13 protein-coding genes are annotated in these 14,178 nt (G+C 53.7%); 7 read left to right on the top strand and 6 right to left on the bottom strand.

Annotation, left to right across the window (positions count from 1 at the left end):
* Positions 1-7 precede the first annotated feature (7 nt).
* The 3 genes from ftsA to lpxC all read left to right on the top strand — a co-directional run bounded on the left by ftsA (position 8) and on the right by lpxC (position 3,601).
* On the top strand, positions 8-1,270 hold the full coding sequence (ftsA, locus tag ACFQ0F_RS06925) for a cell division protein FtsA (protein WP_340674847.1): 1,263 nt from the start codon (positions 8-10) through the stop codon (positions 1,268-1,270).
* Between the two features lie 122 nt (positions 1,271-1,392).
* On the top strand, positions 1,393-2,631 hold the full coding sequence (ftsZ, locus tag ACFQ0F_RS06920; protein ID WP_340674848.1) for a cell division protein FtsZ: 1,239 nt from the start codon (positions 1,393-1,395) through the stop codon (positions 2,629-2,631).
* A 55-nt stretch (positions 2,632-2,686) separates the two neighbouring features.
* Complete coding sequence (gene lpxC / locus ACFQ0F_RS06915; protein WP_340674849.1) at positions 2,687-3,601, top strand: UDP-3-O-acyl-N-acetylglucosamine deacetylase; 915 nt, start codon at positions 2,687-2,689, stop codon at positions 3,599-3,601.
* Positions 3,602-3,689: 88 nt separating this feature from the next.
* Here the strand turns inward: lpxC and ACFQ0F_RS06910 are convergent, their stop codons facing one another.
* The gene (locus ACFQ0F_RS06910; protein WP_340674850.1) at positions 3,690-4,145 is read right to left on the bottom strand and encodes a DciA family protein; all 456 of its coding nucleotides are present in this window, start codon (positions 4,143-4,145) and stop codon (positions 3,690-3,692) included.
* Between the two features lie 52 nt (positions 4,146-4,197).
* On the opposite strand from ACFQ0F_RS06910, the gene ACFQ0F_RS06905 reads away from it, so the two are divergent.
* From ACFQ0F_RS06905 to ACFQ0F_RS06890, 4 genes are all read left to right on the top strand, one after another.
* On the top strand, positions 4,198-5,094 hold the full coding sequence (locus ACFQ0F_RS06905) for a M23 family metallopeptidase (RefSeq protein ID WP_379070530.1): 897 nt from the start codon (positions 4,198-4,200) through the stop codon (positions 5,092-5,094).
* 171 nt (positions 5,095-5,265) lie between these two features.
* Entirely contained in the window at positions 5,266-8,040 is a 2,775-nt protein-coding gene (gene secA / locus ACFQ0F_RS06900; protein ID WP_379070527.1) for a preprotein translocase subunit SecA, read from the top strand.
* Between the two features lie 35 nt (positions 8,041-8,075).
* Positions 8,076-9,296, top strand: coding sequence for a bifunctional glutamate N-acetyltransferase/amino-acid acetyltransferase ArgJ (gene argJ, locus ACFQ0F_RS06895; protein ID WP_379070524.1), 1,221 nt, complete (start codon positions 8,076-8,078; stop codon positions 9,294-9,296).
* Between the two features lies 1 nt (position 9,297).
* Positions 9,298-10,281: a Nudix family hydrolase gene (locus ACFQ0F_RS06890; RefSeq protein ID WP_379070521.1), complete on the top strand. Its 984-nt coding sequence runs from the start codon at positions 9,298-9,300 to the stop codon at positions 10,279-10,281.
* A gap of 24 nt (positions 10,282-10,305) precedes the next feature.
* Here ACFQ0F_RS06890 and ACFQ0F_RS06885 read toward each other — a convergent pair whose 3' ends face one another.
* The 5 genes from ACFQ0F_RS06885 to ACFQ0F_RS06865 are packed head-to-tail and all read right to left on the bottom strand — an operon-like array spanning position 10,306 to position 14,177.
* On the bottom strand, positions 10,306-10,518 hold the full coding sequence (locus tag ACFQ0F_RS06885; protein ID WP_340674855.1) for a DNA gyrase inhibitor YacG: 213 nt from the start codon (positions 10,516-10,518) through the stop codon (positions 10,306-10,308).
* Positions 10,515-11,114 (bottom strand): dephospho-CoA kinase, encoded by a 600-nt coding sequence (gene coaE / locus ACFQ0F_RS06880; RefSeq protein ID WP_379070518.1) that lies wholly within the window; start codon positions 11,112-11,114, stop codon positions 10,515-10,517. Before coaE ends, ACFQ0F_RS06885 begins: the two co-directional genes overlap by 4 nt.
* A complete protein-coding gene (locus tag ACFQ0F_RS06875; RefSeq protein WP_340674857.1) occupies positions 11,096-11,989 on the bottom strand; it encodes a prepilin peptidase in 894 nt (297 codons plus the stop codon). The genes coaE and ACFQ0F_RS06875 overlap by 19 nt, the downstream gene beginning before the upstream one ends.
* Positions 11,989-13,065 (bottom strand): type II secretion system F family protein, encoded by a 1,077-nt coding sequence (locus ACFQ0F_RS06870; RefSeq protein WP_379070515.1) that lies wholly within the window; start codon positions 13,063-13,065, stop codon positions 11,989-11,991. Before ACFQ0F_RS06870 ends, ACFQ0F_RS06875 begins: the two co-directional genes overlap by 1 nt.
* Positions 13,053-14,177 carry a GspE/PulE family protein gene (locus ACFQ0F_RS06865; RefSeq protein ID WP_379070513.1) on the bottom strand — a complete coding sequence of 375 codons (1,125 nt, stop codon included), beginning with the start codon at positions 14,175-14,177 and terminating at the stop codon, positions 13,053-13,055. The genes ACFQ0F_RS06870 and ACFQ0F_RS06865 overlap by 13 nt, the downstream gene beginning before the upstream one ends.
* Position 14,178: the final 1 nt, after the last annotated feature.

The raw sequence follows: 14,178 nt of genomic DNA, 5'->3' as shown, positions 1-14,178 counted from the left end.
GGATAACATGGCACATAACGCACAAGCACCTATGATTGTGGCAATCGACATCGGCACCTCGAAAGTGGTTTGCCTAGTCGGTCAAATCAATTCCGCTGAGCAGTCGCTAGAAATTATTGGCTACGGCTCGCGGCCATCAAAAGGTATGCGCAAAGGTGTAGTCGTCAACATTGACGAAACCATGGTGGCCATTAAGGAGGCTGTAGGTGAGGCTGAGCTGATGGCCGACTGCAGCATTTTCTCAGCCTATATTGGCATTGCCGGCAGCCATATTGGCGGTCGCAACGCCAGTGCCGTGGTTGCCACTCGTGATGGTGAGGTGTCGAAAAATGACATCGAGCGCGTTATAGAGGCGGCAAAGTCGGGCGCCAATCCTGTCGATCAGCGCATATTGCATGTGCTGCCGCAGGAGTATCTGGTCGATAACCAAGGCGATGTCCGCAATCCTTTGGGCATGGCTGGCGTGCGCTTAGAAGGCCATATTCATATGGTGACTTGCTCTGCCAACGCCGCGCAAAATCTTGAGAAATGTGTGAGTGGCTGTGAGATCGCTATCGATGATTTGGTGCTTGAGCAATACGCATCGAGCTTCGCTGTGCTCACCGAAGATGAAAAAGAACTCGGTGTCTGCCTGATCGATATTGGTGGCGGCACAACCGATATTGCGGTGTTCGTAAATGGCGCCATTCGCCACACGGCAGTAATCCCTATTGCCGGCGACCAAGTGACTAATGACATTGCGATGGCATTGCGCACGCCAACGCCAGCTGCCGATGACATCAAAACACGCTACGCCTGCGTCGTGCCGCAACTAGTCGATCCTGAGCAAACCATTAGCGTGCCCGGCATGGGCGATCGCCCAGCGCGCACCATGGCTAGACAAACATTGGCAGCCGTCGTTGAACCACGTTACGAAGAGCTATTTAGCTTAGTACAAGCTGAGCTTGATCGTTGCGGTTACGGCGATCATCTAGCAGCTGGTGTGGTGATGACTGGTGGCTCGGCACGCATCGAAGGTGCAGTGCAATTAGCCGAGTCTATTTTCCATTTACCGGTGCGTATCGGTATGCCGCAGTCGCTGAAGTTAGGCGGCATGGAAGAGCTTTTGCAAAACCCAATTTACGCCACCGGTATTGGCCTATTGATGTATGGCAAGCAACGTTCGTTAGCAAATGGCGTGAGCAGCAAGCCACGTCAAGGCCATGGCGCAACTAAAGGTCTTGGTGAAGCAATGGGTAAGTTGAAAGGTTGGTTTGCAAACAACTTTTAAGTGTTAGGCGAATGAGCTGAGCGCTTTTGACGGTCGCGGGACGGCGGCCACAGTGGCAGGAAGCCAAAAAATTTGAAGCATTTATACAAATCGGCGAAAGCCCTAAGGGGCTGGAGAACATCATGGAAAACGTATTTACACTAGCAGAAAACGGCGGCGAACTCGGTTCAGCCATTATTAAAGTCGTTGGTATTGGCGGCGGCGGCGGTAATGCCGTTGAGCATATGGTTGCTAATCAAGTGCAAGGTGTGGACTTCATTTGCGCTAACACCGACAAACAAGCATTAACAAAAATGTCCGCGCGTACTTTGATTCACATGGGCGATGCAGTCACGCGCGGCCTAGGCGCTGGTGCAAACCCAGAAGTAGGCCGCCAAGCAGCAGTGGAAGATCGCGATCGTATTCGTGAGACATTGCAAGGTGCCGATATGGTCTTCATCACAGCCGGTATGGGCGGTGGTACAGGCACTGGCGGCGCGCCAGTAGTTGCAGAAGTGGCTCGTGAAATGGGCATCCTGACGGTTGGTGTAGTAACTAAGCCATTCCCATTCGAAGGCAAAAAGCGCATGGATGTAGCGAACCAAGGCATTGAGGCTTTGGCGCATCACGTCGATTCGCTGATCACCATCCCGAACGGTAAGCTTCTGCAAGTACTCGGCAAGGTTTCGCTGGTCGAAGCCTTCCGTGCAGCTAATAACGTATTGCAAGGTGCGGTACAGGGCATCGCCGATATGATTTTGCACCCTGGCCACATCAACGTCGATTTCGCCGATGTGCGCGCAGTCATGTCTGAGCAAGGTTTAGCGATGATGGGTTCGGGTTCGGCCAAAGGTGAAGAGCGCGCGCGCATTGCCACCGAAATGGCAATTCACAGCCCGTTGCTCGATGACGTGCAGCTAAAAGGTGCGCGCGGTGTATTGGTATCGATTGCGGCTAACGAAAGCTTAGGTCTTGATGAGTTCTCTGATGTCGGCGACATCGTGAACGAATTTGCTTCTGAGTCAGCGACTGTGGTCATCGGCACTATTTTGGATGAAACCTTAGGTGATGAAATTCGCGTCACTGTGGTTGCTACTGGTTTGCCGAAAGCGAGCACCCCAGCTCATGCACGCCCACTGGCGCAGAAAGGCTCAGCCATGAGCTTGGTGCCAGCAGCATCTGCCGCAACGGCATCGACTGATAAGCCAGTTGTGCCAATGGCGCAGGCGGTGAGCTCAAGCCCAGCGCCAGCAGAAGATGCTTACGCCAAGTACGACACACCAGCCTATGAGCGTAATGCCAAAGTGGTGAACGGCTCGCCGCGTCGTGCAGACTTGAACTTGCTGAATATCCCAGCATTTTTGCGTCGCCAGGCTGATTGAGGGATTTCAGAGGCTCTGCTACTATGCATTACCTCTGAAATATCTTGTAACAATCATGCTAAAGCAACGGACCGTCAAGCAAGTCATACGCGCCAGTGGTGTGGGCCTGCACAGTGGCGAGAAAGTATATCTCGCCCTGCATCCCGCGCCGGTGGACTCAGGCATTGTGTTTCGCCGCACAGACCTGAATCCTCCGGTACTCATCCCCGCGCGCGCAGACCTCGTGCGAGAGACCACCATGTCGTCCAACTTGGTGGTCGATGATGACGTGCGCGTCGGTACCGTTGAACATTTGATGTCGGCACTCGCTGGTCTCGGCATCGATAACGCCTTGATCGATGTTAGCGCGCCAGAAATTCCCATCATGGATGGTAGCGCTGGCCCCTTCGTGTTTTTGATTCAAGCGGCGGGCATTGCTGAGCAAGAAGCGCCAAAGCGTTATGCCCGCATTAAGCGCCGTGTAGAAGTTCGCGATGGCGACAAAATTGCCGCTTTCGAGCCCTACAACGGCTTCAAAGTATCGTTCACCATCGACTTCGATCATCCAGCATTTCACGATGAACACAAATGGGCGACTGTGGATTTTTCCACCACTGCTTATGTTAATGAAGTTAGTCGCGCTCGCACCTTTGGATTTTTACGCGATATCGAATATTTGCGTGCTAATAACCTCGCTAAAGGCGGCAGTATGGATAACGCCATTGTGGTTGATGACACGGGCGTGATGAACGCAGACGGCCTGCGTTTCGAAGATGAGTTTGTTCGTCACAAAATGCTCGACGCCATCGGCGATTTGTATTTATTTGGCTGCAGTATTTTGGGCGCGTATGAAGGCTATAAGGCTGGACATGCGATGAACAATAAATTGCTGAGAGCGATGATTGAGCAGCCAGATGCTTGGGAAATTGTCACATTTGATGACGAAAATTTAACGCCAATTTCGTATGTAAAAGCCGATTCGCTGCACTAATGGCCAATAAATAGCCTATTATTACAATGGCTTACATTTATGCGCGGCCGAATTCTGAAAAATCAAGCAAGATATGAGTACTTCGCAGTCACTCTGAATGTCTTGCTAAGTCCCTCAATTTCTTGCTAAGTTCCGCATCTGAAAGCCCATTGGCCACAGCAATTAAATGCTTTGCGCTCTCGCGGCTGATGCGTAACGGAGCTTTTTTTGGCTTCGGCGGAACAGGATTTGTAAGGCTGGCAGGCGGCGGTTTTAACACCGTACGTATGCTTGTCAGTGCGGAAAAAGCGTCATGCGCTTTGAGTTGTTGAATTAAAATACGATTTAGATAACGCAGTTGGTTGGCTGCAGTGGTGTGATACACCGCCACCGTAAGCAGACCCTGCTGATATGAGAAAAGCCGACACGAAGATCGGAGACTATCATCCAAGACACTGCGCCAAATGGATTCATGCGTTGTGCTAATAGCAAAGCGGCGTTGCCAACGAGCAATTACAGGTCGTTGTAAAACGTCAGTTAGCGATAGCAGTTGATTGGTACGCATGAGTACTCCCCGTTAGTTTTCATCATACGGGCAGTGAACCGAGATAACGAGTATGAACATAATTTTTTTAAGCCGTAAACACGGCAGACCACTGACATTACAGCTTAATCCCCGCCTACTAGTATCTGGCGTTGTGGGCTTAGTGTTTTTATCGCTAGGTATTGGCGCAGCCGGCTATTGGGCCGCAACTACCTATGTGATGGAACCATCGGTGCCGCAGTTTTCTGCTGCCGATAAGGCCCGTCAAGAAGATCTACGAGCTATGGCTGAGCGCATGGCCGACATCCAGGCACGCATGATGCGCATTGACGCTCTGGGTGCTCATTTAGCTGAAAACGCAAAGCTTAAAGGTGATGAATTCGACTTCTCGAAAAACCCTCCAATGGGCGGGCCATTAGATGAAGATTCGGAAGACATCAGCATGGGCAAGGCGCCCGATCGTCGTGCGGTAGAGAAGAGCTTGTCACAAATGTGGCAAAACATTCAGGCTCGTGAAGCTCAGCTGATGGCTCTTGATCACACGCTGAAAGGCTTGCGTGACCAAACGGTGAATCTCAACAATATGCCGATTCGCCAAGGCTATATCACTTCGTCGTTTGGCTATCGCAGCGATCCGTTTACTGGCGGCACCAAATTCCATGGCGGCATCGATTTCGCCGGCAGCGAAGGCACCGAAATTTACTCAGTCGCCGATGGTGTTGTTGTCTACGCGGGCTCTCGCTCAGGTTTTGGCAATTTGGTTGAAATCGACCATGGCGACGGCATGGTGACACGCTACGCGCATGCTCGCGCCGTGGCAGTTCGTGTAGGTGACTTGGTCAGCAAAGATCAATTAGTTGCCTATATGGGCTCGACAGGCCGCTCGACTGGTACGCATTTGCACTATGAAGTGCTGCGCCATGGTCAGCGTATCAACCCTGCTAGTTTTATTCGTTTGGCTAGCCGCTAATCAATAGCAGCTCTCATTCTGATGTTTCAGAATCGATAAAAAAACCAGCCTAGGCTGGTTTTTTTATCTCTGTAATCGCTGCATTGCACAGCAACTTCAGCGAAATACTTTCGTAGCGCAATAAAGTCGGTAGAATGACGCGCTGATTTGCACATTCCCTGAGTGGTGACCATGTTTTCACGCCTAGTTCACGGCCTGTTCGGTACCAAAAACGAACGCGAACTCAAACGCATGCGCCAGATTGTTGCGCGCATTAATGCCTTAGAGACAGAAACCGACGCCTTAACCGACGCCGAATTGCAAGCCAAGACTGCAAGCTTCAAGCAGCGCTTTGCGCAGGGCGAAAGCCTCGATGCGCTGCTGCCAGAAGCTTTTGCCGTTTGCCGTACCGCTGCCCAGCGCGTACTCGGCATGCGCCATTATGATGTCCAGTTAATTGGTGGCATCGTGCTGCACGAAGGCCGTATTGCCGAAATGCGTACGGGTGAAGGCAAGACGCTTACAGCGACTTTGCCGGCCTATCTCAATGGCCTATCTGGCGCTGGCGTCCACATCGTTACCGTTAACGACTATCTCGCTAGCCGTGACGCCGAGTGGAACCGCCCACTGATTGAGTTTTTAGGGTTGACCATTGGTGTTGTGCGTGGGCAGCAGCCACCTGATGAAAAACGCGCTGCGTATCGCGCCGATATCACCTACGGCACTAACAATGAATTTGGCTTCGATTATCTGCGCGATAATATGGCCTTCCGCTTGGAGGATCGCTTCCAGCGTGGTCATGCCTATGCGCTGATTGACGAGGTCGACTCGATTCTCATCGATGAAGCTCGCACGCCACTGATTATTTCAGGTGCTAGCGAAGATTCATCCAAGCTTTATGCGCAAATTGATAAGCTGATTCCATTGCTGACTCGCCAAGCTGAAGAAGCTGTGGCGGATGGCGGGCACTATTGGTTCGATGAAAAATCACGCCAAGTAGAGCTCACCGAAGCGGGTCATGAGTTTGTGGAAGATCGCATGGTCGACATGGGCTTATTGGCTGAAGGCGATAGCTTGTATTCGCCGGCGCATTTGAATTTGCTGCACCATGTGCATGCCGCATTGCGTGGTCATGTGCTATTCCAGCGCGATGTGCATTACCTCGTGACCAATGATGAAGTGGTCATTGTTGATGAGCATACAGGCCGCACCATGCCTGGTCGTCGCTGGTCCGATGGTCTGCACCAAGCTGTTGAGGCGAAAGAGGGCGTTACCATCCAGTCTGAAAACCAGACCATGGCTACCACGACTTTCCAAAACTTATTCCGCCTTTACCGCAAGCTCTCAGGCATGACCGGTACCGCCGATACTGAAGCTGCCGAGTTCCATCAAATCTATGGCCTAGATGTGGTGGTGATTCCAACGCATCGCCCGATGGTGCGGAAAGATTTGGAAGATTTGGTCTATCTCAGCCCAGATGAAAAATACAGCGCGATTGTCGCCGACATTATCGCTTATCGCGAAAAGGGCGCGCCGATCTTGGTCGGTACAGCTACGATTGAGGCCAGTGAGCTGCTGTCGAATGCACTCAATAAAGCCAATATTTCGCACCGCGTATTGAACGCTAAGTTCCATGAGCATGAAGCAGAAATCATCGCTCAGGCAGGTCGTTCGGGCACGGTGACCATTGCGACAAACATGGCTGGTCGTGGTACCGATATTTTACTCGGTGGCAGCTGGCGCGCAGAAGCTGAGAAGCTTGGCGATGCCATCACGCCAGAGCAGCGCGATGCCCTGCGTATGGCGTGGGAAGCTGATCATGCCAAAGTAATTGCAGCCGGTGGCTTGCATATTATTGGTTCTGAGCGCCACGAATCACGCCGCATCGATAACCAGCTGCGCGGCCGTTCGGGCCGTCAAGGCGACCCAGGTGTGACGCGTTTTTACTTGTCACTCGAAGATGACTTGATGCGCATCTTCGCCAGTGATCGCGTCAAAGGCATGATGAAATCGCTAGGCATGAAGCCTGGTGAGGCCATCGAGCATCCATGGGTGTCGAAATCGATTGAAGGTGCTCAGCGTAAAGTTGAGGCGCGCAACTTCGATATTCGTAAAAACTTGCTGAAATACGATGACGTTGCGAATGAGCAGCGCCAAGCAATCTATCGCCAACGCGATGACATTCTCGGCGCTGAGCACATCAGCGACAACGTCACGCTGATTTTCAGCGATGTCGTTGAGAACGTTATTAATATCTATGTCCCGCCGCAAAGCTTAGACGAGCAATGGGACATTGCCGGTCTTGAGCACGCTATTCAAGCCGACTTCAACCTCACCTTGCCGGTACAAAAATGGCTAGATGACGACAGCAAGTTGCACGAGGATGGCTTGCGTGAGCGCATTCGTGAAGAAGTGCAGACCGCTTGGCAAGAAAAGCGTGAGCGTATGGGCACAACGGTGGCGAACCAGCTTGAGAAACAGCTCATGCTGCAAGTCATCGATCGCCATTGGAAAGATCACTTAGCGCAGATGGATTATTTGCGTAAGGGCATCCATTTACGTGGCTACGCTCAGCGTAATCCTGAGCAAGAATATAAGCGCGAAGCCTTTGAGCTGTTTGAGCAGTTGGTTAACTCAGTGAAGTTAGAGCTGGTGCAAACTGTGTCGCGTTTGCATGTGCCAACCGAGGCTGAAGTGGCTGCCATGGAAGCGCAGCGGGCCGCCGAAGCACAATCTATGTCGATGCAATATGCGCACGGCGATGCCAGTGCTGATATGCCGATGGAAGAGTTTGCCGACGAACACTTTTCGCCTGAACAGGCTGAGCAAGCAATTTCTGCCGCTCAGCAGCCAGCGGAGACGCCGGTGCAGCCATTCGTTCGCGAAGGTGAGAAAGTTGGTCGCAACGACCCATGCCCTTGTGGTTCAGGCCGTAAATACAAGCAGTGTCACGGACAATTAGCGTAATGAATGCTGGCGCACTAGCGTCGTAGGAGTCGGTCATGGCGGTTGGTGATGTGTCGATGCCGGTAATGCATCCGGTCGCAGGTGTGAAGATTGGTTTTGCTGAAGCCGGCATCCGCTATAAAAATCGCCGCGATTTGGTGGTTTTTGAGTTGGCCGCGGGCACGCATACCGCCGCTGTGTTTACCACCAATGCCTTTTGCGCTGCGCCAGTGCGTGTTGCTCAGCGCCATTTAGCCGAGGCTTCACCGCGCTACTTAGTCATCAATACCGGCAATGCCAACGCAGGTACCGGCGCTGCCGGCATGACTGTGGCTGAGCTGAGCTGTGAGAGCTTGGCGAAGTTGGTGGGTGCTGAGCCACATGAAGTGCTGCCATTTTCGACCGGCGTGATTGGCGAGCTATTGCCCGTATCGCGCCTTCAGGCAGGCTTGCCACAGGCCATTAGCTCCTTGGCTGCTGTGCAGTGGGCTGAGGCTGCGGCGGGCATCATGACTACCGACACGCTGCCGAAAGGTGCGAGCGAGCAATTTAGCGTCGGTGGCGTGGTCTACACGGTAACCGGCATCTCCAAAGGTGCGGGCATGATTCGCCCGAATATGGCGACTATGCTGGGCTATGTTGCGACCGATTTGGCGATTGCACCTGAGTTATTACAGGCCGTGTTGCGCGAGCTTGCCGATACGTCGTTTAATCGCATCACCATTGATGGCGACACCTCGACCAACGACGCTTGCGTGTTGATGGCGACGGGGCAGGCCGGCAATGCGCTGATTACTGATCGTAATGATCCATTATTTGTGGCGGCGCTACCGGTGCTGCAGCGCGTATTTTTGCGCTTGGCGCAGCTTATCGTGCGTGATGGCGAGGGCGCGACCAAGTTTATGACGGTGCGTGTCGAAGGCGGCGCGAATACGGACGAGTGCTGCGATGTGGCTTACGCCGTGGCGCATTCACCGCTGATCAAAACTGCATTTTTTGCGTCTGACCCGAACTGGGGTCGTATTTTGGCCGCCATTGGCCGTGCCGGTGTGCCCGCGCTAGACGTGAGTATTTTGCGCGTTTGGCTCGATGATGTACTGCTCTGCGAGCATGGTGGCGCCGCAGCTTCGTATACCGAGGCCCAAGGTTCGCGTGTGATGTCGCAGCCGGAAATCACCATTCGCATCGATCTTGCTCGCGGCACCGCCTGCGACACGGTGTGGACCTGCGACTTGTCATACGACTACGTGAAAATCAACGCCGACTACCGCTCCTAAGATGCGTGTGGTTGTGGCGGTGTGCCGCAATGAGCTAGGCGAAGTATTACTAGCTCAGCGCGCTGCCAAAGCGCATCTGGGTGGTACTTGGGAGTTTCCTGGCGGTAAGGTTGAGACGGGCGAGTCCGATGAGGCTGCTCTTGCGCGTGAATTGCGTGAGGAGGTCGGGCTTGATTTACCACGTTCGGCCGCAGCGCTGTTTCAGCCTTTGCTTACTCGCCAGTTCAATTATCCGGATCGATCACTAACTATCGTGGCCTATACGCTAGCGCTGAATGCGGCGCAGTGTGCATTGTTGCAAGGTCGAGAAGGTCAGGCGTTGCGCTGGGAAAAACCTGAAGCTATTTCTTTACTGCCGACTCCGGCGGCCAATGCGCCGTTGATTGCTGCGTTGCGCTGGCCATCGTGTTGGCATATCACTCCCAACTTTGCTTTTAATGACTCGGCCAGCGAGAGCGCTGTGTTGGGTTGGGTGGCTGAGCGCTGCACTTTGTCTGGGGTAAACCATGGTCTCGTGCTGCGCTTGCCGCAGTGGTCATTAGTAGCTTATGTCGCGCTAGCTAAGCGAGCGTTAGCCTTAACTGAGGTGGTAGGCCTGCCTTTGCTGCTGCACGGCGATGTGCGCGCGTGTGCTTCGGTTGGCGCGTTTGGTTTTCATGCCAGCTCATCACAGGCCTTGCAGTGGCAGCAGCAAGCTTTAAGCAAGGCCGATGTTTTACCGACTGGATATTGTTTGGCGGTAGCGACTCATGGTGCTGATGAGCTGGCGCTGGCTCAGGCAGTGGCGGCTGATTGGGCGTGGTTGTCGCCGGTATTGCCGACGCCATCGCATCCTGATGCTGCTGGTTTGGGCTGGCCTGCTTGGGCAGCGTTGGCGCAGGCAACGACTCTGCCGGTGTATGCGCTGGGCGGCCTGCGCCAGTCACAAGTGGCTCAGGCGCGCAGCCATGGCGGCGTTGGTGTAGCGGGTATTAGCGGGTTTTAGTTTGCCGCCGAGTTGAGCTTTAAATCACTCGTGCTCGTCAAATTCATCGGGTGGGGTTTGTGCCGGAATGGCATAGCGTTCACTGGCCCAAGCGCCTAAATCAATTAGCCGGCAGCGATCGCTGCAAAAAGGCCGAAACTCTGATGCTGGCTCCCAGCGCACCAAGCGCTTGCAGTTTGGGCAATTTAGAATGGCTACGCCGTCATCATCATCGGGAAGTTTTACGCTGTCGTTCATGGTTGCCACGCGAGATAGGTTTGGTGAATATCGTTAATCTGTTGTTGAAGCTCAGCCACTGAGCCTTCATTGCTGATGACATCATCGGCTGCCGCAAGGCGCTGCTCGCGCGTCCATTGCGCTGCCATGATGGCGCGAATCTGCGCTTCGCTAACACCATCACGCTGACTAGCTCGCGCTAGTTGAGTCGCCTCTGACGCATCAATCAATAAGCTGCGCTGAGTTAGCGCTGCTTGGCCCGATTCCCAAAGCAAGGGCGAGGCCAAAATGGCATAGGGTGATTGTGCTGCCATGCATTGTTCATGCAAACGCTGGCGAATAGCCGGGTGAGTTATTGCTTCCAATGCTTTGCGCTGGGCTGGATCGGCGAAAACGATTTCACGTAATACGGCGCGGTTAAGCGTGCCATCAGCCTGTAAAACGTTCTGGCCAAAATGCTCAGCAATGTCGGCGAGCGCGGATTCGCCGATTTGGACGATTTCACGCGCCACAATATCAGCATCGATAACATCGATACCTAGTGTTTGAAAATGATCGGTGGCAGCGGTTTTTCCTGATCCGATGCCGCCACTAACACCTAAAATCCAAGCGGCCATAGCGTTTGTGACTGAGTTGCAAATGAGCCGGCAAGGGTAGCGACTAGCGGCTGCCAAAACAACACAGCGCCGGCAATAGCTAAGGCAGGGCCGAAAGCAAATGCACCTTGCTCGCCTTTGCGCCAGCGCAGCCAAAGCGCAAAAACGAGACCAATAACCGAGGCCATCAATAGTAAATTAGGCAGTGCCCAAGGGCCGAGCCAAGCGCCCAGTGCTGCGAGTAATTTGGTATCGCCGCCGCCAAGGCCATCGCGACCAGTAAAAAGTTTGAAGCCAGCTGCGAGACTCCAAAATACGCCGTAGCTAAGGGCGCAGGCGATAACGGCTTCGTGTAGTGAAATAGGCATTGGGTTGATGCCCATTGCTGTGGCGAGCAGACCCAGCCACAGTAGCAATAGCGTGAGGCGGTCGGGCAGCCATTGGCTATCAAAATCGATGAGTGCAGAGACTAATAGTAGGGTGCTAAAAACAGCTGCAGCGACTGCGCTCAATTGCCAACCCAAACTCAGCACTGAAGCCAGCGCAATGGCGGCAACTGAGAGTTCAACTAAGGGGTAGCGAACGCTGATGCGGGCTTGGCAATGATGGCAGCGGCCGCGCAAAAATAGCCAGCTAAACACCGGCCAGAGATCGCGAAGACGCAACGGTGTGTGGCAATGCGGGCAGTGTGAGCGCGGATGGCTGAGGTCAAATCTGGCGTCGCTTTGCGTGTCTACTGAAGCGGTATCGCTTAGCGGGTTTGGTAAGTCGTGGGCATCAAGGTAAGCAATGACATCAGCGCGATATTCTGCGTCCATTTGTTTAGGTGTGCGATGAATCACGACATTGCAAAAGCTGCCGATGATGAGACCGAAAATGACCACCAGCAATAGCATTAAATCACCTGACCTAATTGAAATAATGGAAGGTAGAGCGAGAGCACCAAGGTGCCAACAATGACGCCTAAAAAAGCCATGAGCAAGGGTTCAATGAGCTTTACCGATTGTTCGCAGCGGCGCTCAAGTTCGGCTTCAAATTGCACAGCTAATGTCTCCAACATGGTCGCGAGCATACCCGATTCTTCGCCGATGGCGATCATTTGCCAACTCAGTGCGGGGTAGAGCGGCTGCTGCTTTAGCGCCTCAGATAAGCGCTGGCCATGACAAACTGCATCGCGCAAAGGTGTTTGAACGCCACTCAATGGCGACTGCCCAATAAGGCTGGCGGTGCAGTCGAGAGCATCGACAAATGATAGGCCGGCACTCAAGGTTTCGCAGAGGCCACGGTGCCATTGACCAAGGGCATGCGCTCGCGTGAGCGGGCCGGCTACTGGCAAATGCCAGAGCAAGCGGTAAAGCCCCGATCGTACCGCTGCTGATCGCCGCCAAAACCATGCCAATGCGCTGCTGATAAGCGCCACCGCCGCAAGCAAATGCAGCCCGTAATTTGCTACCCAAGTGCTCAAGTTCATCACGCGCTGAGTAAGCCAAGGTAGCTCGGCATCGAAACTGGCATAGAGCTCGGCAAAGCTTGGCACTACTTGTGTGAGCAAATATGCGCTCACCAATAGTGCGCCAGCGAGTACCACTAAAGGGTAGCGAATGGCGCGTTGAACCTCTTGCTTCAAGCTTTGCCGACGTTGCTGGGCATGGACTAGGCGACTGAGTTGTTCGTTGAGCCGGCCGGTTTGCTCAGCCATGCCCAAGAGCGCGGTGTCGGCCTCACTAAATACCTGTTTCTGACTAAGGCTGTGTGACAGACTCTGGCCTTGCTCAATGCCATTGAGTACCGGCTGCCACCAGCGTTGCTGAGGCACGGGCTGCTGCAGTTGTAGAAGGCCTAGTGCGGGGTGTAGGGCAATGCCAGAGCGCAGTAGCATTGCCAATTGCGCTAACCATTGGCGACGAACAGAGGCTACAGGCGCTTGTGGTCGCTCGCGCCAATTCTGTAAACGTTGTCCTAATGTGTGCATAGTTCACGGCCTAATACGCGCTCGATTTCGCGCACTTCCGTTAAGCCAGAGCTCACACATTCGGCGGCGTGTTCGCGCATTGAGTGCCAGCGCTGCTTTATTAACAATGCGCTCAATTCGCGCTGATCGGCACCATTGGCCCAGGCATTAACGATTTCTGGGGTGAGTGCTAGCGCTTCATATAGCCCGAGTCGGCCTTGATAACCATCTATGCATTCGATGCAGCCGAAACGGCTGAGTGGCGCGCAATGGCCACAGCGCTTGCGAACTAGGCGTTGCGACAGTACCAAGCGTAAGCAGCTACTAACTAAATAATCCGGCACGCCCAAGTGCCGCAGCCGAGTTAGGCTTTCTAGGGCACTGCCGGTGTGCAATGTCGATAATACCAAGTGCCCAGTTTCGGCTGCTTGCACGGCCATATCGGCGGTGGCTTTATCACGAATCTCGCCAACCATAATGACATCGGGGTCGTGGCGCAGAAGCGCACGTAAGATTTCCGCAAAGCCCAAGCCGATGCGCGGCGTAATCGCGGTTTGGTTAACGCCCGCCAAAATATGCTCGATGGGGTCTTCGACAGTGGCGATATGCCGTTCGCGAGAGTTCAACGCTTGCAGGCAGGCATATAGCGTGGTGGTTTTGCCTGAGCCAGTGGGGCCGGTAATCAGAATTAAACCATCTGGGTACTGTAGAGCATGGTCAAGATTGGCGCCGATATGATTGGGTAAATTAAGCTCAGCAAGATTGCGTAAAGCGCCTGTTTCGCAAAGCCTCAAACAAAGCTTTTCACCATGCAATGTGGGCAAGCTGGCGACACGCAGGCTGCCGACATCGGGCAGGTTGAGACGTCCATCTTGCGGTAGTCGCCGCTCGGCCAAATCAAGACTGGCCAAGACCTTGATGCGTGAAACTAGCCGACCTTGCCATTGCGCGGGAATATGTTGCCAGTCGTGAAGCAGACCATGAATGCGTAGGCGCAGCTGCGCGCCATCAGCCATCGCATCGATATGCAAATCTGAGGCGCCTAGGCTAACCGCTTGGCGCAGCAGAGTGCTAAGCCACGGCACGATATCTTCATCCTGGCGTGGTAGAGCGATGTCTGGGCGCTGATTCATA

Source organism: Paraperlucidibaca wandonensis, from assembly GCF_042677145.1.
GTDB lineage: Bacteria > Pseudomonadota > Gammaproteobacteria > Pseudomonadales > Moraxellaceae > Perlucidibaca > Perlucidibaca wandonensis.
The sequence above is the reverse complement of the archived record's forward strand: the minus strand, read 5'-3'. Positions and strand labels throughout refer to the sequence as shown.

Coding starts and splice junctions, on each gene's coding strand:
- ftsA (WP_340674847.1), top strand. CDS start 8: ATGGCACATAACGCACAAGCACCTATGATTGTGGCAATCGACATCGGC.
- ACFQ0F_RS06865 (WP_379070513.1), bottom strand. CDS start 14,177: ATGAATCAGCGCCCAGACATCGCTCTACCACGCCAGGATGAAGATATC.
- ACFQ0F_RS06875 (WP_340674857.1), bottom strand. CDS start 11,989: ATGCTATTGCTGGTGGTCATTTTCGGTCTCATCATCGGCAGCTTTTGC.
- argJ (WP_379070524.1), top strand. CDS start 8,076: ATGGCGGTTGGTGATGTGTCGATGCCGGTAATGCATCCGGTCGCAGGT.
- ACFQ0F_RS06890 (WP_379070521.1), top strand. CDS start 9,298: ATGCGTGTGGTTGTGGCGGTGTGCCGCAATGAGCTAGGCGAAGTATTA.
- ACFQ0F_RS06905 (WP_379070530.1), top strand. CDS start 4,198: ATGAACATAATTTTTTTAAGCCGTAAACACGGCAGACCACTGACATTA.
- ACFQ0F_RS06910 (WP_340674850.1), bottom strand. CDS start 4,145: ATGCGTACCAATCAACTGCTATCGCTAACTGACGTTTTACAACGACCT.
- ACFQ0F_RS06870 (WP_379070515.1), bottom strand. CDS start 13,065: ATGCACACATTAGGACAACGTTTACAGAATTGGCGCGAGCGACCACAA.
- coaE (WP_379070518.1), bottom strand. CDS start 11,114: ATGGCCGCTTGGATTTTAGGTGTTAGTGGCGGCATCGGATCAGGAAAA.
- lpxC (WP_340674849.1), top strand. CDS start 2,687: ATGCTAAAGCAACGGACCGTCAAGCAAGTCATACGCGCCAGTGGTGTG.
- secA (WP_379070527.1), top strand. CDS start 5,266: ATGTTTTCACGCCTAGTTCACGGCCTGTTCGGTACCAAAAACGAACGC.
- ACFQ0F_RS06885 (WP_340674855.1), bottom strand. CDS start 10,518: ATGAACGACAGCGTAAAACTTCCCGATGATGATGACGGCGTAGCCATT.
- ftsZ (WP_340674848.1), top strand. CDS start 1,393: ATGGAAAACGTATTTACACTAGCAGAAAACGGCGGCGAACTCGGTTCA.